Origin of the sequence: Paenibacillus sp. CH40 (assembly GCF_024213605.1) — a bacterium.
Taxonomy (GTDB): Bacteria; Bacillota; Bacilli; order Paenibacillales; family Paenibacillaceae; genus Paenibacillus; species Paenibacillus polymyxa_B.
On record NZ_JANAVQ010000002.1, the window covers coordinates 222,540 to 246,328 of the forward strand.

Sequence of the window (23,789 nt, forward strand, 5' to 3'; positions counted from 1 at the left end):
ATGGATTACAGCTCACTTATCTTACTGGTATTGGCTGGTCTAGGGATTGTTAGTGGCAACTCTACCGTGACTATTGCCATGGTTGTATTACTGCTACTGCGGGTAACCAGCTTTCACACTGCTTTCCCCTGGCTTGAAAAGTATGGCCTGACGATCGGAATTATTATTTTGACGATCGGGGTCATGACCCCGCTAGCCAGCGGTAAAATCAGTATCAATCAGGTGATGGAGTCTTTCCTGCACTGGAAATCACTGCTCGCGATTGGTATCGGAATTCTGGTAGCCTATCTTGGCGGCCGCGGAGTAACTTTAATGTCTGGACAGCCCATTATTGTGACAGGTCTACTGATCGGGACCGTCATTGGCGTTGCCTTCTTTAAAGGAGTTCCTGTTGGACCTCTAATTGCTGCCGGATTGCTTTCCTTGTTAATTGGCCGCAGCTAAATTCGTACAACAAATATAGGAATACATGATAGCAATCTGCATGTCGGGCTGAATTCAGTCCCGCTTTGTGGTATACTCATATCGCATAATTTGGTAAATGCAGGAGGCTTGACCGATGTCTCGACAATTTGTAACGGAAGCTGTAATGGTGGCTATATACGGCCAACTACTTACATCTCCCGCCCCTGTGGAATATATAGTGCCTTACACATCACTGCTAGAGCTATACGAATTCCAGGATAGCACAGAGCCGCTCATGGATAATCCTATGGACGATCAACATGTGAAGCGGAAGGTAAGCGAGCTGATCAGTTATTTTGAGGAACCGTTGAATCAGAAAAAAATTCGGCGTGCCCTTCAGATGCCTTGGGCCAAGAGCTTGCCTATTCTATTCGATGCCAATACATCACTCATCATCATTAATGCTGTTGATACAGCGCATTACGGAGAATATTTTGATCCAATTGAGACTGAACTGGTGTTGACAGCTCAGCGTGAATCTTTACCCATTCTGACGGATCAATTGGACTGGATCCACCGCATTATCGAAGCTTCCGTACCTGTACATGTGTACGACATTGATGATTTTGATTTTGCACTCGATGGCCCGATACTTAACAACCCTTGACATACGACATACCCGCCTTGACCACAAAAAAGCGGCGGAGCATCATGTACAGACTTATCTCCTGTAACACGATACTCCGCCGCTTTTCATGTCCAAGAACAACTATTTGCACGCTATGATTGACAGTGGAACACTAAGCTTGTTCATCCTCAACATAGGTGTAAATAATGTCATCATGTTCCTCCAAATACTTAACTTCCAGATGATGGCCCTTCAGATACCAGTAATCCTGGTCCTCCATATAAAACGTAATGCCAGCCGCTTCATGCTGTAATACGGGGTGCTGCGGCGGCTCTACGGCAATTCCCAGAGAAAAGCCTGGATGCAACCCACCGCCAGAGCTATAGCGAACAAAAAAACGGATCGAATCTCCACGATTCAAACTAAGCTCCTTAATGTACCACTGTGCCGCAGGTTCAGTTACCTGTATGCTCATACGTTATGCTCATCTCCTTGTACAATGACGTCTGCCAACTATATCATAGCATCTTTTAGAATGGCCACCAACCGTCCCAACCCAGCGAGCTTCTTGGACAAGTCATATACATTTTTTTGAAAAAGGTTTGACAATTCGCAAATAAGGGTGTTAAGATTCAACCATACGAGATCCATTTTGAAATTTATTACCAATTTGAATGATTACTCATGTTAGAATGAACCCATTTTGAGGAAGAAAGGAGTGTTACCGGTGCTAAAATTTCCTATTGCATTTTACCCACATCTACAAACACAACAACTTCATACCGGAGCATCTCCCCTGTCGCATCCTTCAAAATTGGGCCATTCGCGTTGTATGGTTTAATACGAGTGGCTGCCTGCGTTTGAGCAGTTTTTCAGTGGTGAGTGTGCTGAAAATACCTGCGCGCCATATGATATTGAGATTTAAGGCATATCGTCTGCGGACGGTATGCCTTTTTTGCGCCTGTTGCCGGATCATATTTGTGGTAGCAAGCCGCTGTTGTTTCTTCAAAATGGTACACAACTCTCGAATGAACTTGTCATGAAAGGATGGGATTCCTCTTGTTTTCGGTACTTAAAAATTTAAGCTGGTTTTTTAAAAGAGAACGAAGCCGATACTCCATTGGATTGTTTTTGCTGATAGCCGTTGGTGTGCTGGAGCTTGCTCCACCTCGGCTGCTTGGTAGTGCCATTGATGAAATTGTGCGCGGTTCAATTTCCTGGTCCTCACTTTGGCGTTATATTTTGTACATCATAGGCATTCTAGCCGTCATCTACTACATTACGTACATATGGATGCACAAGCTGTTTGGTGGTGCCAATCTGGTGGAACGCTTACTGCGCACACGTTTTATGAATCATCTGCTGCGAATGACCCCTCCATTTTTTGAACGCAATCGCACTGGGGATCTGATGGCTCGTGCCACGAACGACCTTCGCTCCGTAGCAAGTACAGCGGGCTTCGGCATGCTGACACTGACAGACTCTACAGTCTATCTGAGCGTGGTATTAGTTGCCATGGGCACTCTAATCAGTTGGAAGTTGACACTGGCAGCTATCCTGCCCCTACCTTTTATCGCACTGGCTATGAGCATTTACGGTAAAGCCGTTCACGAGCGTTATACACTGGCACAAGATGCATTTGGTGATATGAACGATCAGGTGTTGGAATCCGTGGCAGGTATCCGAGTCATTCGCGCCTATGTGCAAGAACGAATGGACGAAAAGCGTTTCGCTGATATTACCGACGATGTATTTCGTAAAAATCTGGCTGTCGCTCGGATGGATGCCCTCTTTGAACCAACAATTCGTTTATGTGTAGGACTTAGCTACGTCATTGGACTCGGGTATGGTATTTATCTGGTATTTCATAACGATATCACGCTAGGCGAACTGGTCTCCTTTAATATGTATCTAGGAATGATGATTTGGCCGATGTTTGCCATTGGAGAGCTGATTAACATTATGCAGCGCGGTAGCGCTTCCTTGGACCGGGTTAATGAAACTCTCGATGTCCAGCCAGATGTTCAAGATGCAGCTCAACCTGTTCCAGTGGATCGTCTCGAATCCATCAGGATGAAAGACGTTACCTTCCGTTACCCTACCTCTACTATTGACAATCTGTCACATGTGAGTCTGGAACTCAAACGCGGAGAAACGCTGGGCGTCGTCGGTAGAACAGGCAGTGGGAAATCCACGCTGCTCAAACAGCTACTGCATGAATATCCGACGGGTAGTGGTGATATTTTAATCTCCGGCATACGTCTAGAGGACATTGCAGTAGAACAACTACACAGCTGGATCGGCTACGTGCCGCAAGAGCAAATTTTGTTTTCCAAATCGGTGCGCGAGAACATTCAATTCGGAAAACCTCATGCAGATGATGACGACATTATGGAAGCTATCCGTACTGCTGCCTTCGATCAGGATTTAGGTACCCTGTCTGATGGGCTGGATACACTGGTCGGAGAAAAAGGTATCGCCCTGTCCGGCGGGCAGAAGCAGCGTGTTTCGCTGGCGCGCGCCTTTATCGGTGATCCGGATATTCTATTGCTCGACGATGCACTATCTGCAGTAGATGCCCGGACGGAAGCAAGGATTATTGACAATATCCGACGTAAGCGCTCGGGTAAAACAACCTTGATCTCCACCCACCGCCTTTCCGCTGTAGAACATGCAGACCGGATCGTCGTGCTGGAGCAAGGACGCATTATTGAGGAAGGGACCCACAGCGAGCTACTTCAGGCTGACGGATGGTACCGACAACAGTATGTACGGCAACAAGTGGAATCTGATCTGACCTCAGGGGAGGTATCCTAATGAAACCCAATATCGGCAAAAGGCTATTCCAGTACGCGCTAACGAGCAAAGCAGGTTTTATCGCCGCTCTCATCGCTTTGGCTATCGGAGTAGCCGCCGAGCTGGCTGGTCCCTTCATCGCCAAAACGATGATTGACGACCATATGCTCGCTATTGAAAAACCATTTTATGAAACAACTAGTGTGGACGGAACTGTAAGCTATGCTGGAACCCACTTTAAGCGTGAAGATCGCTTTGAGTCCGGGGAGACTAAAGGTCGCGAAGCGAGGATTTTACAAGTTGGGAAATCTTTCGTATTTGTCGATGGCTCGGTTCAAGTGGCTGACGGTAACCGCTCCTTTACGAACGGAACGCTGACTGTGACACGCGGCTCCGACACCTTTCGCTATGAAGCTAAGGCTCTGACAGCTGATGAACTGTATAGCTTTTACAAACCGGAAATGCCCGGTATCTTTCAGCTGATTGGCTGGTATTGCTTCTTCCTGGTTATTTCCATTTTTGCTGAATTCGGCAAAACATACTGGCTGCAATCCTCGGCGAACAAGGTCATACAAAAGCTTCGGCTTGATCTCTACGCTCACATCCAGCGGCTGCCAGTTTACTTTTTTGATAACTTGCCTGCAGGCAAAGTCGTATCCCGTGTTACGAATGACACTGAGGCAGTCAAAGATTTGTTTGTGGCTGTGCTCTCCAATTTCACTTCAGGGATTGTGACAATGGCAGGAGTATATGTTGCACTCTTTTTGCTGGACTTCAGACTGGGTCTTATCTCTCTGTTTATTGTACCGTTACTGATCTTGTGGATTGTATTGTATCGCAAGGTCGCCACCCGCTATAATACGATCATTCGGTCCAGACTCAGTGAAATTAATGCGATTATCAATGAATCGATTCAAGGGATGTCCATTATTCGCGTGTTCCGCCACCAGAAACAAACGCAGCAAGAGTTTGAGGAACTGAATGATGACTATATGAAGCATCAGAATAAAATGCTGAATTTGAACGCTTTCACTTCGCACAATTTAGTCAACGTGTTGAGAAATCTCGCCTTTGCCGTCGTGCTGTGGTATTTTGGATCTGAGGCGCTCGGAACTACAGGTAGTGCTGTTTCACTAGGCGTATTGTATGCCTTCGTCGATGTATTGGGACGACTATTCCAACCTATGACGGGTATGGTCAACCAACTCGCTGTACTGGATACTTCCATCGTATCCTCAGGACGCGTATTTGAGTTGATGGACGAAACTGGAGAGCCGGTGACGGACGGCACGATGCCGCGCTACAAAGGCCAGGTAGAGTTTAACGACGTTTCCTTTGCCTACAAAAAGGATGATGTACTTAAACATATTTCTTTTACAGCACAACCCGGGCAAACAGTTGCCCTTGTCGGACATACCGGATCAGGCAAAAGTTCGATTATCAACCTGCTATTCCGGTTCTATGATCCGCAAAAAGGAACGATCACCATTGACGGAACGTCCGTCAAAGACATCCCTAAGCAATGGCTTCGCCATCATATGGGTATTGTTCTTCAAGATCCATATTTATTCACAGGTACGGTAGCCTCCAATGTCAGTCTCGGAGACAGCCGAATCACGAGAGAACAGGTGAATAAAGCGCTGCATGATGTTGGAGCCGACAAATTGCTGGCCCATTTGCCGCAAGGATTCGATGAGCCTGTTATTGAAAAAGGCAGCACCTTATCAGCCGGGCAACGCCAGCTTATTTCCTTCGCTCGTGCACTAGCCTTTGATCCCGCAATTTTAATTCTGGATGAAGCTACTGCCAATATTGACACCGAAACGGAAGCGCTCATCCAATCCGCTCTTGAGGTGCTCAAGAAGGGACGTACGACCTTTATCATTGCTCACCGTTTGTCCACCATTCGCAGTGCGGACCAAATTTTGGTGCTGCATCGGGGTGAAATTGTTGAACGGGGTAGCCATGATGAACTTATGGCCCAAGGCGGGCGTTACTTCCAAATGTATCAGCTCCAGTCGGGAACAGTTGCAACAGAATCAGATCCAATCTCTGCTACGCCTCCTGCGCAAGATGACTTGCTTACTGGCAAAGTCAGCATTTAAAGCTTGAATAGCCCAATTGCTTAGGGCTAACGATGAACATTTGGCATGAAAAAACCAGCGAGCCTCTCCTACACATTGGAGGCTCGCTGGTTTATTTTTATATAGGACATATGGCTTGTAATTTTATTTAGCTACAGACGTGCCTGTTCCTGTGGGTGGAAACACTGTTCCATCTACTGCTTTGAGCGTAACCTTATACTTGCTGTCTACCAACGTACTTGTGTGGGTATCCGTAATGACCTGAATATTCATTTCCCCTGGCTTTGGACTAGTCAGCTTGTAGTAAATTACTGCATTCGTATCATCTACGTAGTCGATGTGATCCACTTCAATGCCGTAACCTGGATTAGGTGCCTGCAGACGGGTGATTGTCACTTTGTTCTGCTGGTCATTTGTCTTCTCTATGCTCATACTAATATTATTTTGTTGAACCGGATCTACAGGCTCAGCCGGATTTTCAGGAGTAGCTTCAACCGTTTTATGACTTTGTACAAATTCGGATGCGTTATAGACCATTTCTGCTGCCTCCATCCGCGTTACTTTACGATCCGGGTTAAAGTTGCTCTGTTCGTCCAATTTTGCAATTTTGGTCAACAGCAGGAATTGAACTGCTGCGTTTGATTCCTGATCTAATTTTTTGCCATCCGCTACATTAATTAACATACGGACAGTTGGATATTCACCCGTTGCACTCACTGCTTTATACAGAATATTCGCAAATTGTTCTCTTGTCATACGGGTGCTTGGATCAATATCTGGTGACAAAGGAATTTGGTGTTGGGCCGCAATCCGATAGGACTGGGCATACCATGCGGAAGCCGGAATGTTTGCAAAGGAACCCGTTGTGAAATCAGGCATTACCTGAAGATCCATCGCACGAACAACCAAATGTACTCCTTGTGCATAGGTGAGCGTTTGATCCGGTGCAAATTTATCCTTGGTTATTCCTTGGATAATTCCTTTATCCTGAAGTGAGTTTACGATCTTCTCCTGTTCAGCTCCCTTTATATCACGAAAAGCAGAAGCCGACGTAGCCACAGCCAATGAGCAGACGACAAGCAGGGCAACTGCCACGCTTTTATTTTTTTTCATGAGATACACCTCCATGTTTACTTTGCTTCTATACTTACCGACGCAATAAAAGCATCAAATGTTTCAAATATGCACAAATTGGTTGCAAAACAGTGGAATACCTGCGATTAGTGTAACCCGTCTAACTCTTTTCTGCTCACAATCTTTATACATACCCAAAAGTGCCTGTAACAGATTACCTTTTACAGTATCCCCTTGGAAGAACCGGATCTGGGTAGCAGTATCCCGCCGGCAAACCTCGCTCCCCTTTGTTCTCTTTGCTTACATCCGATTCGGTGCTTTCAGACCAAGAAGTTGCAGCGCGCATGCCAGAATATCCGCAGTTTGTTCCGCCAATTGAATACGCCAGCGTCCACCATTGACAATCCTTTCCTTGGCGTAAAAACGATTGAACGCCTGGGCCGTATCCAGTGCAAATCTCGCAATAACCGAAGGCTCCAGTTGGCGAGCCGCACGTATCAGTTGTCCATGATAACGATCCAACTGCTTAAGCAGCGCCCAACCTGCGTCACCAAACATTTCATCCGATATGTCATTCAAATCACGAGAATGGCTATCTTGGACAAGGGCGTTGTCGCTAGAATTAGTAGTAACATCAACATCGGCGCGAGCATGAGCTTTCTCCAGAAGGCTGCGTATGCGCGCATGAGTATACTGCACATAAGGCCCGGTCTCACCTTCAAAGGTCAGCGCCTCCTCCAACGAAAAATCCACTTCATTCAGCCGGTTGTTTTTTAAGTCACCAAAAATAATCGCCCCAATACCAACGTCCTCTGCTACTGCCTGTTGTTCCTGCAAATCGGGATTCTTCTGAGTAATGATGGCTTGAGCACGGGCTATAGCTTCATCCAGCACCTCTTCCAGTTTGACAACTTTTCCACGTCTTGTAGACATTTTCTTACCCGCAAACCGCATTAATCCAAACGGCACATGCTCACACTGCTCCGCCCATGCCTCTCCTGCATGTTTCAGCACCGCAAACACCTGCTGGAAATGCAGCTTCTGTTCCCCACCAACGACGTACAGAAGCCGATCAGCCTTCATCACTTCATGACGATAAATCGCTGTTGCCAGATCACGTGTCGGATAAATGGTAGTCCCATCCTTTTTTAGAATAAGACATGGCGGCAGTTCCTCGTCTTCCAGACGAACCACGAGCGCGCCATCACTTTCCTCCAGCAATCCTTTTGCTCTTAATTGAGCAACAACTGCCTGCATCTTATCATTGTAAAAACTTTCTCCCAGCACATGGTCAAATGTAATGTTTAGACGCTGGTACATACGATCAAATTCACCCAGACTGACTTCAACAAAAAACTCCCATAGTTGTTGAGCCTCAGCATCCCCATGTTCCAAACGTCGGAACCACTCGCGGCCTTCATCCTCTAAAGACGGATCATGCTCGGCCTCCTGATGAAAACGCACATACAGTTTCAGCGATTCACCAATCGGATCATGTTGTAGCTGCTCCTCATTTCCCCATCTTTTATAGGCCGCAATTTGCTTGCCAAACTGTGTTCCCCAATCTCCAAGATGATTCACACTAATTGGGACATATCCGGTTTCACCAAGAATACGATACAAGGCAGCACCAATAACAGTAGAGCGAAGATGACCAATACCAAACGGTTTGGCAATATTGGGCGAAGACATATCAATGACCACCCGCTGTCCGTGTCCGATATTGGGCCTGAGGAAATCAGCTTTGCTCAATTCAGCAAGCATAAGCGGAATATGAACCGATCGATCCAATGTTATATTTACGTAGGCACCCGATGCTGAAGCAGTTAAACCTTCTTCATGGCTCACTAGCTCCGCTAATTCCATTGCAATGTGCTGCGGAGACTTTCGAAACTTCTTAGCCAGCACAAAACAGGGAAACGCTACATCTCCCCATTCAGGCTGCGGAGGCACCTCGAATAAAGATAAAATTTCTTTTTCCTCCAAGCCCGTATGGGCCAATATCGCTTGAGCAGCAATCCTCACTAACATGATCTCTCTCCTTCTTTTTATAGAATCTAACAAAAAAAGCCCCCGCCTCTTGAAATAATTCAAGAGACGAGAACTTCAATATCCCCGCGGTACCACTCTTCGTAAATCGGTTGTGCAGCTAAAGCTAACTTACACAAATCGCGATTTCACTCCAATGACTAATAACGGTGTCTGCCGGGCTGATCTACTAGAATTTCTGCTCGTTGGATCAACCGTCTCCCGGGTGCGCTTCACATCGGACCTCATACCGGCTTCCACCTCTTCCGGCTCGCTGTAATGATACGGCTCCGCTGCTACTCTCCCGTTCCATGACGTTAATTCCAATTATTATACAAACCTATTCAGTAGAAAGCAACCTTTTATTTCCTCTTCAGGCACTAGTTCCATATATGTAATTACACTGCCACCAATTGGCGGCATGCCTGAACGCAACGACGGCAGGCTTCTGCACAATGTTTGCAATGATCATGGGAATGCTTGCTGCATTCAGCAGCACATACCTCACAGGCCTTGGCGCACAGCTCACAGATTTGCTCGGCAAAATCCGTTCCGCGCTGCAGCATTTGAGCAGCAAATCCGCATATTTCTGCACATTCCCTACTCACTCGAATACATTCACGCAGCATAGCTAAATCATATTCCTTCAAACTCGCTACGTAACATACATTGCAAGCGTTCATACATTCCAGGCAAGCATCCACGCATTGTTGGTATGAATGATTCATATTACATTACCTCCCAGTTGTTGACCCTGCTGTACTATTACCCGCTGATCCTTGAGTTTAATCATTTGATGTGCGCGCTTACAATAAAATAAAAACAAAACAATCCCGACTTATGTAAGGAAGTGTACTATATTCCAGTATGTAAGTGCAAGGATATTAATCACATGGATTTTTAGCCCCTGTTTCTGACTTGCATACACTCAGTCATTGCTCTATTGTAAAAAGTGTATGTCTAACCATCGATCAAGGAGTGAACATTTTAATGAATATGTCTTCCGTAGAGGAGCATCGACAGGAATCCCCGCAACAGGTTAATTGCATGGTCGTGACTGTCTCGGACACACGTACCGTGGAAACAGATACCGGGGGACAACTGCTCATGGATCTACTAGAAACCAATGGATATAAGGTTGTTCGATATGTCATCGTCAAGGATGACTACGAAGGTATTCAGCAGTTAGTATCCGAAGCAGCGGCACAGAATGACATCGAGGCTGTACTTTTGACAGGCGGTACCGGTATTTCTCCACGTGATACTACATATGAAGCCGTCTCCTCTCTACTGGATAAGGAACTACCTGGCTTTGGGGAAATCTTCCGTTATTTAAGCTTTGCTGAGGACATTGGTTCAGCAGCTATATTAAGCCGGGCTGTAGCTGGTACTGTGGGTCGGACAGCTGTATTTTCTATGCCTGGCTCACGCGGAGCCGTTCGTTTGGCAATGGAACGCATTATTGTCCCTGAGCTACGACATGTGATGAGAGAAATTTATAAATAAGCTCCTATTTCCTACATGCCGCGACACAAAAAGGCACCCCATACATTCATGAGGTGCCTCTTCCAACTATTCTTTTTCTTCAACTTCGGGCTGCATATAGCTGTCGATCAGCTTTTGCTTCAGCTCCCATACCTTCTCGCTCAGATTTACACGATAAATTTCAGGGTTCAGCTTCCGCAAATATTCTGGCCAAAACAATTTCAACTGTGAAGTATGGTAGGCACGAATTTCATCCAGCTCAGGAAGCTCATATACCTTCTGTCCATTTATAAAAATAGGCTCAAGCATTGGCACGGCTTCATAATTTTCTACATACTTCTTCATATACGGATGCAAAGGGTTAAACAGCTTCAGGCGCTTACCATTACGCGGACGCTCTTCATCCGGGAAAGAAATATAATCGGCTACAGCTCTCCCTTTCTTCTTATCCACAATGCGATATACATCCTTCTTGCCTGGTGTGGATACTTTTTCTGGGTTACCCGAGATCTTAATCGTCGGCAACATTTCGCCATCCACTTCTCGTTCAACTAGCTTGTACACCCCGCCGAGCGATGGTTGATCTGAAGCCGTAATAAGCTGTGTTCCTACACCCCATACATCAATACGTGCCCCTTGGGCTTTCAGGTTAAAAATCGTATTTTCGTCCAAATCATTGGAAGCTACAATTTGTACGTAATCTAAGCCTTCAGCATCGAGCATTTCACGCGCCTGAATGGATAGATAAGCCAAGTCACCGCTATCCAGACGGATTGCATTCATACGCTTGCCCTGACTCTCCAGCATTTTTGCTGTCCGAATTGCATGAGGAACACCGCTTTCCAGCGTGTCAAAGGTGTCTACCAACAGTGTAACCTGGTCTGGTAAAACCTTCGCATACACGTCAAACGCCTCCTGCTCTGTCATAAAGGTCTGCACCCATGAATGGGCATGTGTCCCCTTCGTCGGGATTCCAAAGTGCTCGCCTGCCAGCATATTAGAAGTCGCGTCAAAACCTGCCACATAAGCTGCCCGTGCTCCCCAAATCGCTGCGTCAGCTTCCTGCGCACGCCGTGTTCCAAATTCAAGCAGTGTATCGTCACTTGCCACCTGCTTGATGCGTGATGCCTTTGTCGCAATGAGTGTCTGATAGTTCATAAAATTCAACAATGCCGTCTCGACAAGCTGCGTTTCCATAATCGTTCCTTCAACACGTACCAGAGGCTCGTTTGGGAAAACAAGTGCCCCTTCTTTCATCGAATGGACCGTTCCACCAAACTTAAACTGGCGAAGCGCCTCCATGAACATGGGATCGTATTTCTCCTCCTGTTCAGACAGGTAGCGAATGTCCTCTTCTGTAAACCGCAAATTTGCAATATAATTCACAATGCGTTCCAGACCAGCGAACACGGCGTATCCATTACCAAAAGGGAGTTTACGGAAATACGCCTCGAACACAGCTTTACGCTGATGACTTCCGTTCACCCAATGGGCGTACATCATATTAATCTGATATTTATCTGTATGTAATGCGAGGCTCGTTGACTGCATCGTAATCATCCTCTCTGACTGGCCCAGGTTTGTGGTGGCAGCGTACCGCCTCATCTGCCCAGATTCAGCAATATCCGGCTCCATTTTGTTATCGGACATTGGTGCACAATCGTTAAGTTATTTTACTTCTTCTGGCGTAAAACCGTATCCTCAGCCCACCGTACCGCGGCTCCAAGACTTCCTTCAAAATGACCCAAAGCCCAATCATGTCCAGCTTGATTAAAGCTCGCCACAGCGTCCTTGTATACAGTAATAGCAAAACCTTTGTTATAAGCATCTACAGCCGTATGCAGCACACATATATCTGTACACACACCAATCAGATGAACTTCCAGAATGCCACGTTCACGCAGCCTGAGCTCCAGATCTGTGCCCGCAAAAGCACTGTACCGTGTTTTATCCAACCAGTAGATAAGATCACTTTGTTGCTCATAGAGGCTACGAAGCTTGCCATACAAATGTCGTCCGTTGGTTCCACGTATATTATGTGGAGGAAACAGCTTGCTCTCCGGGTGATAAAGGTCGTTCTCCTCATGCAAATCCACAGCCATGACAACAAAGTCCCCTTGATCCACGTATGCCTGCGTAATTGCTGCGATCCGTTCATCCAACTCAATCGCAGGTTGTCCTACAGGCAAACTACCGTCCACAAAATCTTTCGTGTAATCAATAACAATTAATGCCTGCATCGTACGGTCAGCTCCTTATCCTCAAAGTGAAATTGTACATTCTATGCGTAACCTATTACATTAGATGTTACGTGTAGATAGATAAACGCGGTACTCTGTCACTAAAACGGTACAACTGTGCCGGTCTTTGTGAATACTGGTTGGAACTGAGCGGTTTGCCGTTCTCATCACGCACCTCTTCCAGTATTCCCTGCCTGCTACGAGTCGATGTTATTTTGCGAATAAAGTTTGGCTCTTCGAAATCCGGTACGACACTCTGAATCACCTGATATAATTCACCCAGTGTAAAATGTAGCGGTAAAAACTGCTTGGCGATCGTCGTCTGAAGCATCTGCAACTGAATTTTGCGATAAGCATCTACTATGATATCCCGGTGATCGAATGCCAACTCCAATTCCTCCAACGCTTCGCGGATCGTGAATAACCCGACCTCGGAAGCATCATCGGCCGCCTGACGCTGTTCCAACATCCATTCTTCTACCAGCGCAAAAAATGCATGTGATATGATCCACCCACGCGGATCACGTCCCGGTCCACTATATACACCCAAATACTCCAGGTGCCCGCCGTCCACACCCGTTTCCTCTAACAGCTCCCGCTTGGCAGCTCCATACATAGATTCATCTTCCTGACAAAACCCTCCAGGCAAAGCCCAGCGTCCTGCAAACGGCCAACTGCGGCGCTTGATGAGCATCACTTTCAGCTCTCGAATAGGCAATGTCTTTGTTACCGTCTTGCGCTCCCGCTTCGTTAAGGTAAACATAACGATATCCGCTGGAGCTCCATCCGGGGTACGGTATTTCTTAATGTTGTACGACGCCTTTTGCGCCTCTTCGTTTATACGATTGCTATCCATTGGCATCACCATATTATATCGTTTTGATAAATTCATTATGACATAATAAAAATTTTTGTCAAGTGTCAGGCCTTGCCTGAATCACTTGCTTGTGTACGTAATACTCGGAAGGTTGCTGTAGATGTAGAACCGAGTGTGCCTTCACTATCTCTTACTTCCGCCTCAGTGGTTATAGTGCGACCTCCTTGATGAAGAATTCGCGCCCTAACCTCCAGTCGTCCTTGCCTCATGGGTGACAAGAAATGAACATTCAGGTTCGTCGTTACACATGGATCCATATTTCGTGAAGCCATACTGACCATCCCCATCGCCTGATCCATTAATGAAGTAAGTACACCCCCATGGACAATACCCATCACATTGGTATGCTCTTGTTTGGCCTCCAAAGCGATCTGTACCTCGTTTGCATCAGCTGCAATCAGCTCACACCCTAAATACTCCCAAAAAGTATTATTTTCTCCCTCTAGCATCTTACCCAACTTATCCATTCCCTTGCTTCCATCCCTTCGATGTTGTCCCATTTCTCTTGATGTCTTATAGACACATGCGATAGTAAATTGCTTTCGAAAAAAAGGCGTGGAAGCTACGCCTCCACACCATAGATTTCATTCTAATCACTGCAATTCGACGAAGAAGTGCTTTTCCCCTCTTCTACGTTCACCTTCTCAGCAACGGTATCACGGATCGCCATGATCACCATTTGCAGTAGCTCATTAATTTCCACCTGACTCTGCTGAAACTCCGTGACAATTGGAATACCGTCAAGCTCTTCCTGTAGCTCCTGTAGCTCGGCCTCTATTTTGGCAATCATTTTTTGATTCTTCAAGGATTCAAATGCTACAATTTCCTTTTGCTTCTTTTTCATCGTTGCAATCAGTTGCTGGATGCGCCCATGATCCTGAATCTTTTCTTCTGCTTTCCGGAATACCTGCACTTCCTCACTGCTACCCAAAATACCTGCCAATTCTTTGGCTTTTGCCAATATCATTTCGCGATTGACCAAATGATCATGCTGGCGCGCCGCCGATTGAAGTTCTGTTTGTTGCAACCGCTCCTCTGTCATTGCCCATCGCTCCTTTTCTCACTTAGACGGCCTTGCACACAGCCCTTTACTCAGACCGCATGCAACCCGTTAGAAATTCTTTTATCCGTTAACTGCTACGGCCGTTTCAACCAGATCACCTTTGATGTAAAAGGTCATAGGTTCCGTAATTTTCACTTGAACAAAGGAACCAATCAGGTCCTTAGAACCCTCAAAATGTACAAGCTTATTGGAACGGGTCCGACCGGCAAGCACTTTGCTGTCATTTTTGCTCTCGCCTTCCACCAGCACTTCAACCACTTCGCCACGCAATCGACTATTAAAGCGAAGGCTGTTTTGGTTCACAGCAATGTTCAGACGCCGGAGACGCTCTTTTTTGACCGACATAGGCACATTATCTTCCATCGAAGCAGCTGGCGTACCTTCACGTGGTGAATAAATAAATGTGTAGGCAAAGTCATAGCCGACCTCGCGTACCAGAGATAGAGTATCTTCAAACTGCTCGTCTGTTTCACCAGGGAAACCTACAATGATATCTGTTGTCAGAGAAACATGCGGAACAGCTGCTTTAATCTTCGCGGCCAGTTCCAGAACACGCTCACGGGTATATTTTCGGTTCATTTTCTTCAATATATCCGTATTACCGGATTGAACAGGCAGATGGATATGCTCTACCAAATTGCCACCCTTACCAAGCACTTCAACCAAATGGTCATCAAAATCACGTGGATGTGATGTCGTAAAACGTACACGCGGGATATTGATTTTGCGCATATCATCCATCAGATCCCCGAATCTATAATTCAAATCTTTCAAATCCTTGCCATAAGCGTTAACATTCTGCCCCAGTAAGGTAATTTCTTTAAAGCCTTGACGTGCCAAATCCCGTACCTCAGCGATAACATCCTCTGGGCGACGGCTTCTTTCCTTACCACGTGTAAAGGGAACTATGCAATAGGTGCAAAATTTATCACAACCGTACATAATGTTCACCCAGGCCCGCATACCCTCACGCTTCTTCGGCAAGTTTTCGATAATGTCGCCTTCCTTAGACCACACTTCGACCACCATTTCTTTGCTAAAGAGTGCTCCCTTGACGAGCTGAGGCAGACGATGAATATTATGGGTACCAAAAATCATATCGACAAAACCGTGTTTTTGCATAATCCGGTTAACGACATTCTCTTCTTGTGACATGCAGCCACACACGCCAAGCAGCAGTCCTGGCTTTTCTGTTTTGAGATGCTTGAGGTGACCCAGCTCGCCAAACACTTTATCCTCCGCATTTTCACGGATAGCACAAGTGTTCAGTAAAATGATGTCTGCTTCCTTCCGATCCTCGGTTGCCTGGTAGCCCATTTGCTCTAGCAAGCCCTTTATGGTTTCGGAATCATGCTCGTTCATTTGGCAACCAAATGTGTATACGATATAATGCTTTCCCTCACCGATATGCTTGAGCTCATCAGGGACTGCGTTATCATACAATACTTGTACGTCCTCTTTACCGCGTTGCTTTTCTTTTCTATGGTTCGGCTCCGCCATAATGTTGATTTCACGTCCGCGAATGCGGATCTTTTTGCTATGCTCATCTTCAGAAATAATCTTCGCATCCGAGAAATCAAAATATTTGGAGTAATCTTTTGTTTTCTTTTCCATTCCTTAGTCACTCCTAACACCATCTATTTCACGAGCTAATTTGTGATTTACTGTATCTTTAGGCATGGGTAAATTTATTTTAAGTTCTAAAAAACCTTTAAAAAAGGCATTACACTAAATTATAGCATGATTTATAGGCCATCGCCATAGATCAGCCGCAGATACCATGAAGTCAATGTGAACTCATGTTCTTTTTTTACATAAGTGAAGTATTTATGAATTATATAGTATGTAAAAAGCCCGATTCTTTTGCAAGAATCGGACTCTTTAAGCCTTCCGGCATTTAAATACGTGTATATTAGTCTACGATTTCAGCGTTGTCACCGTTTTTCACACCGGCTCCGTTTGCTTCATCTGTATCAATGTGCATATCCAAAGCAAAAGAATCGGACACACGTGCAAGAACATTTTCAAATACAAGGCCACGTTCGCCGCCGACACGTACTTTCAGCAACTGCTTGTCCTTAATGTCCCATTTAGCTGCATCAGATGTATGGAAATGAATATGGCGGGCTGCTACAATCACGCCTTCTTGCAGTTCCACTTCACCAGCTGGTCCTTTTACCGTGATTCCTGGTGTACCATCAATGCTACCAGATTCGCGTACAGGTGCTTTTACACCAATAGCAAAGGAATCAGTGCGAGAGATTTCCAATTGGGAAGCGGGACGAGCAGGTCCCAAAATGCGAACCTTATCAAATTGGCCCTTAGAACCAATTACAGCTACCGTTTCATTTGCGGCAAATTGTCCTGGTTGGGACAAAGGTTTAAATTCAGTTAATTGATAGCCTGCTCCGAACAAAATTTCAATATGCTCTTGAGTCAGGTGAATATGACGGGCGGAAACGCCGACAGGTACGATTTTACTCATCGTGTGGTCACTCCTTTTTCTCTATACAATACTTTACACATCCATGCTATTATACTCCTATTTTGCCAAGAAAGAAAAGGAGAGCGCATAAAGTTCCCTTTTTCGCCCCAATCAGCGTTAAATATCCTCCCTATAAAGTCGGATCAAACCGTCGTTTTAGCGAACAGGAGAAAGAAAAGCATGATTTCAGCTACGATGAGATGAGGGGGAACGACAATAAATATATTAAGGATAAACAGGACACAGAGTATTCCAGTCAAGAAAAAAATGACTGTAAGACGAGGTTTAAGATGACTTAATCTGTACTGATGAAATACCAGCAAAGCCGACAAAAAGTAAATAAAAACAGAAGCAAAGGTAAAGCAAAGCACAAAGATATAGTCTACTTGTCCCAAAAACAAGAGCTGAATCGAAGCAGCTAGCATGCTAAGGGAAAGATAAATAAACAAATGACCATAAATAATAGTCTGGCCTGCTGATTGTTTTGATTTATCTACGCGCTTCTCCATATTCTCAAAATATTGCCACCAGATTGCGATGACTAATACAAAAGCCAAAGCAGCAAATACAACAGAAGAAACCGTAAAATGATCGGATTGTAAAACAGAAAGCATACTTATCACAGATTCGCCAAGCAGAATTAAGGTGAACTGTGCAAAGCGTTCTAAAAGATGCTCCGTATGGATTGGTGTGATCACCAACTTTTTACGGCCAATCAAAGGAACGAGGATATCAATAGCTATACCGGTATATAAAATCATATATCGAACCCAAGAATCAAAGAAGAGGGAGAAACTAGAGATGACTATTCCAATCCAAAAATAGGTACCAAAAAAACGAGCTGTTTCCTGTTTATGAGCCGTTTCTTTGGGTGCCGAAAGTAAATATTGAACGACAGTCAAACCTCTTAACCCAATATAGCCAACAAAAAAAGATACATAATACGCATCAAAATCTATATTAAGGCTGGCGGTCATGATTAACACGAAAAACAATTGCAGGATCATAAAGATTCGATGCGTTATACTGTCTTGCCCAAAACGATTGTTGTAGACCGTTTGCCCCACCCAAGCCCACCATATTGGGATAAAAATCATAATAAACTTTTCCATATGTTCCCACGAAATACTACCATGCTCAACATGTAGTAAAACATGAGTGGCCTTAGAGACAGCAGCTACGAACAATAAGTCATAAAAGAGCTCAAGCCAAGTAACCTTCTTTATTAACATTGTGTGATGGAGCCCCCTCTGATATGGCGGTGTAGCATGGTGTCCCGTCAGTCTTGCTCCAACGTCTGCCGTATTTATGCTTATTTTAGCACCATGAAATTCTAAGATGCTCCAATTATTTCGTAATCGTTCTCACTTTGTCAAGGTATTCGCAGCCAATAATAACTCCTAGTAAATAGCTATTTAAGAAGACATTTTGGAAGGCAAATTCGTTTGCAGGTATTCCAGCGCATGTCCTCCCAGCCATCCCTTGACTAGCTCCTCAGGGTAATGCTTCAGCAGCAGTTCTGCAAAAACCGGATACTTACCCGAGTGCTCCAGCCCTTGCACATGGTGCTCGATACCGTCAAAATCAGAGCCAAACATCAAATGCCTTTCCCCGCCTAATGAACAAATATGCTCAATGTGCGGTAGCAGATCGTCAGCGGTTACCGTACCCTGCTCTTTGAGAAACATCGTGACGAAGGTCAAACCAATCCGTCCGTTACGAGCGATCAGTGCACGAATCTGTTCATCCCGTAGATTACGAGGATGAGCACATCTCGCAAAGGCATTCGAATGCGAGGCGATGGGTGGTAGAGCAGCCTCCTCCAACACCTCCCAGAAGCCCTGTACGGACAAATGCGACACATCTAGCAGCAGTCCCAGGTCATTACAGCGATTGACCAAATCACGCCCCTTGCTAGTCAGCCCGCCTCCTCTATGTTCCATAATGCCGTCAGCCGCCCAGTTCGCATAATTCCATGTCAGCCCAATCAATCGTATTCCCATGGCATAGCACAATTCTGCATAAAACGGGTTCCCTTCCAGCGCATCTACCCCCTCCAGTGAGAGCAAAGCCCAAGGTGCCCATGTATGATCCGTCCCCTTACCAGCCACATACGTTAACTTTTCCGTGCGCTTCTCTTCTCCTACCTGTTTTACTTGCTCCATCTGATGCAATGCGGACGTATTTTTACACATTGCCAAGTCTTCCTTCCACAGCAATGGTCTCAACCCACCTGAGATAGAGGTAACATGCTGCCTGAACAGCTCAATTTGACGAACCACATGCTCAAATCTTGGCATGCCCAATACCTGTGAAATATATATAGCAAACGTTTGCAACCGCACGTTACCTTCTAGCAAACGTTCTTTTGTGACATCAAGCGATGGATGACTGAAATCGATCTGCGCATCGAGCTGCATTTTACATAACACATCACAATGAAAGTCAACAACAGGCCAATTCACTTTTAGCTTATCATTCATGCATCTTACCTCCATTTATAGATTGAAGCACTACAAATTTATTTTAAAAAATCATAGTAACAGACTCACAATGCAAAAAAGCCCGTTTACAAATCGTAAACAGGCTCAGGCAACTTACATTTATTATCTTGGTTCTACAATCAATTTGATCGCAGTCCGATCTTCTCCATCAATAACAATGTCTGTAAAAGCAGGAATACAAATCAAATCCACTCCGCTTGGTGCGACAAATCCCCGGGCAATGGCTACCGCTTTAATGGCTTGGTTTAGTGCACCCGCTCCAATCGCCTGTAATTCTGCATTTCCGCGTTCACGCAGTACTCCAGCGAGTGCGCCTGCAACTGAATTGGGATTGGATTTTGCTGATACTTTTAATACATCCATAGTAAGTACCTCCCCTGGGAATGATGATGGTTTGATTCCACTATTAGATGTTATTCGAGGGTCAGCAAATAATTCCTGCTTTTTGGTGACAGTTTTCCTTATTCTTTCCTTAAGTAGCTCACAAAAAAGTTAATCCATCCGCCATTCATCTTCTTTAAGTCTGATTTTCTGAATTTTGCGGGCTTTTCCATCATTATCATTCAGTTCTACGCTGATGGCATGAAAGTGCCATTTGCCCATGTCCACTTGAAAACGTACCGGAAGCTGGGTCTGGAATTTCTGTAACACAGCCTCTTTCTGCATCCCAAGTACTCCCTCATAAGGACCTACCATTCCCGCATCTGTCTGATACGCAGTTCCTTGTGGCAAAATCGTATCGTCATTACTCTGTACATGTGTGTGCGTACCTACCACGATTGAAGCACGTCCATCCAAATGCCAACCCATAGCGATTTTTTCCGAGGTTGCTTCGGCGTGAAAATCAACTAGGATATGCTTATGTTTTTTCCGTAGTTCATCGACAATTTCATCTGCTGCACGGAATGGACAGTCAATAGCTGGCAAAAAGGTTCTACCTTGCAGATTAACAATAGCCAGCTCTTTACCTCCACCTTTTACAACGGTATACCCCCGGCCTGGTGTTCCTGGTGGAAAGTTAGCCGGGCGGATGATCCGTGGCTCATCATCTATAAAATCAAATATTTCCTTATTGTCCCAAGTATGATTTCCCATCGTAATCCCGTGAACGCCCCAATCAAAAAATTCTCTGGCGATGGCTGGGGTAATTCCTCTTCCCGAAGCCGCATTTTCTCCGTTCACGATAATAACATGCGGGTTGTATTTTGATTTTAGCGAAGGGAGATTCTCCCTCAATGCCTTTCTGCCTACACTGCCGACGATGTCTCCAATAAATAATACGTTGATAGAAAGCCCTCCCTAATCTGCCTTACATAATGAAAAGTGGCCCTACAAGCAGCGGCCACTTTTCATTGAAATGCTTTTATTTTGCGTATTCTACCGCACGAGTCTCGCGTATGACGGTAACCTTGATATGTCCCGGATAGTCCAGTTCATTCTCAATCGTTTTCGTAATATCGCGGGCCAGTCGGAATGCTTCCGCATCATCAATTTTCTCTGGCTGTACCATGACACGAACTTCGCGTCCGGCTTGAATCGCGTATGATTTTTCAACGCCTTCAAAAGATTCGGAGATGCGTTCCAGCTTCTCAAGACGACGGATGTACGTCTCTAGCGTTTCACGCCGCGCTCCCGGTCTTGCTGCTGACAGGGCATCTGCCGCCCCAACCAGCATGGCGATCACAGAAGTCGCTTCGCAGTCGCCGTGATGTGAAGCAATGCTGTTGATGACGACCGGGTGTTCCTTGTACTTCTTCGCCAGTTCCACGCCAATTTCAACGTGCGATCCTTCCACTTCGTGATCCAGCGCCTTCCCGATGTCATGCAACAATCCTGCCCGTCTTGCCAGTACAACGTCTTCGCCCAGTTCCCCGGCCATCAGACCTGTCAAGTATGCAACTTCCATCGAGTGCTTCAATACGTTCTGTCCGTAACTCGTACGGAACTTGAGACGTCCCAAGATCTTGATCAAATCCGGATGCAAGCTATGCACGCCCACCTCAAAGGTGGCCTGCTCACCATACTCACGGATTCGTTCGTCCACCTCTTTACGGGATTTTTCCACCATCTCTTCAATACGAGCCGGATGTATCCGTCCGTCCGCTACGAGCTTTTCAAGCGCAGTACGCGCAATCTCTCTACGAATCGGATCAAATCCGGACAAAATAACAGCTTCCGGCGTATCATCAATAATGAGGTCGATTCCTGTAAGGGTTTCAAGTGCACGGATATTACGGCCTTCGCGCCCGATAATCCGGCCTTTCATTTCTTCGTTCGGCAATGTGACAACAGAAACCGTCGTTTCTGCTACATGATCTGCCGCACAGCGTTGGATGGCCAGTGTGATGATTTCACGAGACTTTTTGTCCGCTTCTTCTTTGGCCTGCTGTTCAATTTCTTTAATCATCTGAGCTGTTTCATGACGAACTTCCTGCTCTACGTTGGTCAGAATAATACTTCTTGCATCCTCCATCGTCAGATTGGAAATACGTTCCAACTCAGTTACTTGACTCTTGTAAATCAAATCAATTTGCTGCTGGGTTTCATCGATTCGTTTCTCTTTGTTGGCCACTTGTTCTTCTTTGCGTTCCAGCGATTCCAATTTTTTATCCAGCGATTCTTCTTTTTGCAGCAATCTTCGTTCCTGTCGTTGAATTTCATTGCGACGTTCACGAGTTTCTTTTTCAGCTTCGGCACGAATGCGGTGGATTTCATCTTTCGCTTCCAATACCGTTTCCTTCTTCAGCGCTTCTGCCTCTTTTTTCGCGTTCTCCACGATTTGCGCGGCAGCTTCTTCCGCACTGGAGATCTTAGCTTCTGCAATAGATTTGCGAATAAAATAACCAATCCCGAACCCAAAGAATAACGCGGCTACAGCAACGAGAACGAACCAGATCGCAGTCATCATACTGTTCACCTCCCCGTTGGTTCCTCCAAGGCATTCCTTGGGACTTTTTGCAATTGTCACATTTACTTTGATCGTCAAACTAAGACAACGACACAAGGTCGTTTCATTTCATATGCACATGCTTTCACATGTACAATTCCGCCTGGCATAGCGGCATCACTTGTTATTTGGCGATGAGAACTCACCCGTGGATTCCGCTTTTTTGGAAGGAAAAAGGGCGTTCCACAAGTATCGTTTCATATATATTTTATTATTTGACAAATGGCATTGTCAAGGGAATGCAAACATTAGTAGACTACCATGCAGCTTTCCCTGTAATAACTAGCTCATCCTATCCGTTCATACTAGCCAAAGGTTCAGCAGCCGTTTGGCAACTATTCCTCCCACTGCAACAATTCCTCGTCATCTGAAGCAACGTCATGCTCGGCCGCAGTGAGATGATTGACCACTCGGCGTGTCATATCCCCCGAATATCCACGTCTCATGAGAAAAGGGTAGGTTTTCCTTTTTTTCTCCATTATATCACCACGTACCTGATTCCATTTCTTACGTCCGACCGTCAAAGCGCTCTCCCACTCCTCATTATCGGTGATCTCACCTAACGCTTCGCCAATAGAGGCTTTAGAGATGCCCTTCTGACGAAGTTCTTGCCTAACCCACATCTTCCCCTTACGTTGGCTAGTTATGCGCTGCCTTGCCCATTGGCGGGCGTATAAATCATCATCTACGAGTTGTTCTCTTTGCAGTCGATCCATTACTTCGTCAATTACAGACTGATCCAGTTCTTTTTGTAACAAACGTTGGGCAATTTCCTGACGTGTGCGAGGCTTTCGCCCCAAATAGCGAAGCGCAAGTACATAAGCCTGTTGTTTTTCATCTGCCAGAACGATATCTTCCAGTTCTTTTTTATCAAATGACGTTCCTTTGAACATATTGTACTTGATCATTACATCTTCTAATACAGACAGCGAATACGGACCAAAATGAATGATATACCTTCCACGTTTGCGTCCCTGTCCCTGCTCTACCCTAGTAATCATCAATTCCTCACGATCCGGAAAAAGAGCAATCCCTTGTTGCTTATTTGCTTCCGAAGTGTATTCATCTTCATCGTCCAACTGCAATATATTTCCCTCACTTTGAAATTCACGAAAGCAGCCTTGGAACACCTGCTACGCAAAGTTAGATTCCGCTGACAAAGCAGACTTTAGT

General features: G+C 45.5%; 23 protein-coding genes and 1 other annotated feature. Of the genes, 5 read left to right on the forward strand and 18 right to left on the reverse strand.

The features are described from left to right. Positions 1-444 carry a DUF441 domain-containing protein gene (locus tag NLX73_RS07430; protein ID WP_029517055.1) on the forward strand — a complete coding sequence of 148 codons (444 nt, stop codon included), beginning with the start codon at positions 1-3 and terminating at the stop codon, positions 442-444. A 115-nt stretch (positions 445-559) separates the two neighbouring features. Beyond that, positions 560-1,072 (forward strand): hypothetical protein, encoded by a 513-nt coding sequence (locus NLX73_RS07435; RefSeq protein ID WP_023988256.1) that lies wholly within the window; start codon positions 560-562, stop codon positions 1,070-1,072. Between the two features lie 133 nt (positions 1,073-1,205). Here the strand turns inward: NLX73_RS07435 and NLX73_RS07440 are convergent, their stop codons facing one another. Next, the gene (locus NLX73_RS07440) at positions 1,206-1,508 is read right to left on the reverse strand and encodes a HesB/YadR/YfhF family protein (protein ID WP_061829410.1); all 303 of its coding nucleotides are present in this window, start codon (positions 1,506-1,508) and stop codon (positions 1,206-1,208) included. Between the two features lie 333 nt (positions 1,509-1,841). Next, positions 1,842-2,042, reverse strand: coding sequence for a hypothetical protein (locus tag NLX73_RS07445; protein ID WP_231109418.1), 201 nt, complete (start codon positions 2,040-2,042; stop codon positions 1,842-1,844). A 50-nt stretch (positions 2,043-2,092) separates the two neighbouring features. Between NLX73_RS07445 and NLX73_RS07450 the strand changes: the two genes are divergently transcribed. Beyond that, complete coding sequence (locus NLX73_RS07450) at positions 2,093-3,850, forward strand: ABC transporter ATP-binding protein (protein ID WP_165175590.1); 1,758 nt, start codon at positions 2,093-2,095, stop codon at positions 3,848-3,850. Beyond that, a complete protein-coding gene (locus NLX73_RS07455) occupies positions 3,850-5,934 on the forward strand; it encodes an ABC transporter ATP-binding protein (protein ID WP_254325799.1) in 2,085 nt (694 codons plus the stop codon). Before NLX73_RS07450 ends, NLX73_RS07455 begins: the two co-directional genes overlap by 1 nt. A gap of 123 nt (positions 5,935-6,057) precedes the next feature. Here the strand turns inward: NLX73_RS07455 and NLX73_RS07460 are convergent, their stop codons facing one another. The 3 genes from NLX73_RS07460 to NLX73_RS07470 form a co-directional block, all read right to left on the reverse strand. After that, on the reverse strand, positions 6,058-7,026 hold the full coding sequence (locus tag NLX73_RS07460; protein ID WP_039273562.1) for an S-layer homology domain-containing protein: 969 nt from the start codon (positions 7,024-7,026) through the stop codon (positions 6,058-6,060). 261 nt (positions 7,027-7,287) lie between these two features. Then, a complete protein-coding gene (argS, locus tag NLX73_RS07465; protein ID WP_254325800.1) occupies positions 7,288-9,018 on the reverse strand; it encodes an arginine--tRNA ligase in 1,731 nt (576 codons plus the stop codon). 59 nt (positions 9,019-9,077) lie between these two features. Continuing rightward, positions 9,078-9,336: a binding site (T-box leader), on the reverse strand. Between the two features lie 77 nt (positions 9,337-9,413). After that, entirely contained in the window at positions 9,414-9,743 is a 330-nt protein-coding gene (locus tag NLX73_RS07470; RefSeq protein ID WP_023988251.1) for a four-helix bundle copper-binding protein, read from the reverse strand. Between the two features lie 262 nt (positions 9,744-10,005). Between NLX73_RS07470 and NLX73_RS07475 the strand changes: the two genes are divergently transcribed. Then, positions 10,006-10,521, forward strand: a complete 516-nt coding sequence (locus NLX73_RS07475) for a MogA/MoaB family molybdenum cofactor biosynthesis protein (RefSeq protein ID WP_039273566.1) — start codon at positions 10,006-10,008, stop codon at positions 10,519-10,521. A gap of 66 nt (positions 10,522-10,587) precedes the next feature. On the opposite strand, the gene NLX73_RS07480 is transcribed toward NLX73_RS07475, so the two are convergent. The 13 genes from NLX73_RS07480 to NLX73_RS07540 all read right to left on the reverse strand — a co-directional run bounded on the left by NLX73_RS07480 (position 10,588) and on the right by NLX73_RS07540 (position 23,701). Next, a complete protein-coding gene (locus tag NLX73_RS07480; protein ID WP_023988249.1) occupies positions 10,588-12,051 on the reverse strand; it encodes a nicotinate phosphoribosyltransferase in 1,464 nt (487 codons plus the stop codon). Positions 12,052-12,173: 122 nt separating this feature from the next. Beyond that, positions 12,174-12,740 carry a cysteine hydrolase family protein gene (locus tag NLX73_RS07485; protein ID WP_254325801.1) on the reverse strand — a complete coding sequence of 189 codons (567 nt, stop codon included), beginning with the start codon at positions 12,738-12,740 and terminating at the stop codon, positions 12,174-12,176. A 67-nt stretch (positions 12,741-12,807) separates the two neighbouring features. Further along, positions 12,808-13,596 (reverse strand): NUDIX domain-containing protein, encoded by a 789-nt coding sequence (locus NLX73_RS07490; protein ID WP_023988247.1) that lies wholly within the window; start codon positions 13,594-13,596, stop codon positions 12,808-12,810. Positions 13,597-13,661: 65 nt separating this feature from the next. After that, positions 13,662-14,084, reverse strand: coding sequence for a PaaI family thioesterase (locus NLX73_RS07495; RefSeq protein WP_023988246.1), 423 nt, complete (start codon positions 14,082-14,084; stop codon positions 13,662-13,664). Positions 14,085-14,206: 122 nt separating this feature from the next. After that, a complete protein-coding gene (locus tag NLX73_RS07500) occupies positions 14,207-14,659 on the reverse strand; it encodes a YlbF/YmcA family competence regulator (RefSeq protein WP_023988245.1) in 453 nt (150 codons plus the stop codon). 81 nt (positions 14,660-14,740) lie between these two features. Further along, positions 14,741-16,294: a tRNA (N6-isopentenyl adenosine(37)-C2)-methylthiotransferase MiaB gene (gene miaB / locus NLX73_RS07505; RefSeq protein ID WP_254325802.1), complete on the reverse strand. Its 1,554-nt coding sequence runs from the start codon at positions 16,292-16,294 to the stop codon at positions 14,741-14,743. A 298-nt stretch (positions 16,295-16,592) separates the two neighbouring features. After that, a complete protein-coding gene (gene pduL / locus NLX73_RS07510) occupies positions 16,593-17,165 on the reverse strand; it encodes a phosphate propanoyltransferase (RefSeq protein WP_013309962.1) in 573 nt (190 codons plus the stop codon). A gap of 143 nt (positions 17,166-17,308) precedes the next feature. Then, positions 17,309-18,397, reverse strand: a complete 1,089-nt coding sequence (locus NLX73_RS07515; protein WP_254325803.1) for a low temperature requirement protein A — start codon at positions 18,395-18,397, stop codon at positions 17,309-17,311. 183 nt (positions 18,398-18,580) lie between these two features. Continuing rightward, positions 18,581-19,648, reverse strand: coding sequence for a dipeptidase (locus tag NLX73_RS07520; protein ID WP_254325804.1), 1,068 nt, complete (start codon positions 19,646-19,648; stop codon positions 18,581-18,583). A 123-nt stretch (positions 19,649-19,771) separates the two neighbouring features. Beyond that, positions 19,772-20,032 carry a stage V sporulation protein S gene (locus NLX73_RS07525; protein WP_007430104.1) on the reverse strand — a complete coding sequence of 87 codons (261 nt, stop codon included), beginning with the start codon at positions 20,030-20,032 and terminating at the stop codon, positions 19,772-19,774. Between the two features lie 129 nt (positions 20,033-20,161). Beyond that, positions 20,162-20,956, reverse strand: coding sequence for a TIGR00282 family metallophosphoesterase (locus NLX73_RS07530; RefSeq protein ID WP_165176691.1), 795 nt, complete (start codon positions 20,954-20,956; stop codon positions 20,162-20,164). A gap of 76 nt (positions 20,957-21,032) precedes the next feature. Then, positions 21,033-22,577, reverse strand: a complete 1,545-nt coding sequence (gene rny / locus NLX73_RS07535) for a ribonuclease Y (protein WP_013309958.1) — start codon at positions 22,575-22,577, stop codon at positions 21,033-21,035. Positions 22,578-22,951: 374 nt separating this feature from the next. Beyond that, positions 22,952-23,701, reverse strand: a complete 750-nt coding sequence (locus tag NLX73_RS07540; protein ID WP_254325805.1) for a regulatory protein RecX — start codon at positions 23,699-23,701, stop codon at positions 22,952-22,954. Between the last annotated feature and the right edge of the window lie 88 nt (positions 23,702-23,789).

Bases quoted from the DNA above. Each gene is read 5' to 3' on its own strand.
- NLX73_RS07430 (WP_029517055.1), top strand. From the start codon at position 1: ATGGATTACAGCTCACTTATCTTACTGGTATTGGCTGGTCTAGGGATT.
- NLX73_RS07435 (WP_023988256.1), top strand. From the start codon at position 560: ATGTCTCGACAATTTGTAACGGAAGCTGTAATGGTGGCTATATACGGC.
- NLX73_RS07440 (WP_061829410.1), bottom strand. From the start codon at position 1,508: ATGAGCATACAGGTAACTGAACCTGCGGCACAGTGGTACATTAAGGAG.
- NLX73_RS07455 (WP_254325799.1), top strand. From the start codon at position 3,850: ATGAAACCCAATATCGGCAAAAGGCTATTCCAGTACGCGCTAACGAGC.
- NLX73_RS07460 (WP_039273562.1), bottom strand. From the start codon at position 7,026: ATGAAAAAAAATAAAAGCGTGGCAGTTGCCCTGCTTGTCGTCTGCTCA.
- argS (WP_254325800.1), bottom strand. From the start codon at position 9,018: ATGTTAGTGAGGATTGCTGCTCAAGCGATATTGGCCCATACGGGCTTG.
- NLX73_RS07470 (WP_023988251.1), bottom strand. From the start codon at position 9,743: ATGAATCATTCATACCAACAATGCGTGGATGCTTGCCTGGAATGTATG.
- NLX73_RS07475 (WP_039273566.1), top strand. From the start codon at position 10,006: ATGAATATGTCTTCCGTAGAGGAGCATCGACAGGAATCCCCGCAACAG.
- NLX73_RS07480 (WP_023988249.1), bottom strand. From the start codon at position 12,051: ATGCAGTCAACGAGCCTCGCATTACATACAGATAAATATCAGATTAAT.
- NLX73_RS07485 (WP_254325801.1), bottom strand. From the start codon at position 12,740: ATGCAGGCATTAATTGTTATTGATTACACGAAAGATTTTGTGGACGGT.
- NLX73_RS07490 (WP_023988247.1), bottom strand. From the start codon at position 13,596: ATGGATAGCAATCGTATAAACGAAGAGGCGCAAAAGGCGTCGTACAAC.
- NLX73_RS07495 (WP_023988246.1), bottom strand. From the start codon at position 14,084: ATGGATAAGTTGGGTAAGATGCTAGAGGGAGAAAATAATACTTTTTGG.
- NLX73_RS07500 (WP_023988245.1), bottom strand. From the start codon at position 14,659: ATGACAGAGGAGCGGTTGCAACAAACAGAACTTCAATCGGCGGCGCGC.
- miaB (WP_254325802.1), bottom strand. From the start codon at position 16,294: ATGGAAAAGAAAACAAAAGATTACTCCAAATATTTTGATTTCTCGGAT.
- pduL (WP_013309962.1), bottom strand. From the start codon at position 17,165: ATGAGTAAAATCGTACCTGTCGGCGTTTCCGCCCGTCATATTCACCTG.
- NLX73_RS07515 (WP_254325803.1), bottom strand. From the start codon at position 18,397: ATGTTAATAAAGAAGGTTACTTGGCTTGAGCTCTTTTATGACTTATTG.
- NLX73_RS07520 (WP_254325804.1), bottom strand. From the start codon at position 19,648: ATGAATGATAAGCTAAAAGTGAATTGGCCTGTTGTTGACTTTCATTGT.
- NLX73_RS07525 (WP_007430104.1), bottom strand. From the start codon at position 20,032: ATGGATGTATTAAAAGTATCAGCAAAATCCAATCCCAATTCAGTTGCA.
- rny (WP_013309958.1), bottom strand. From the start codon at position 22,577: ATGATGACTGCGATCTGGTTCGTTCTCGTTGCTGTAGCCGCGTTATTC.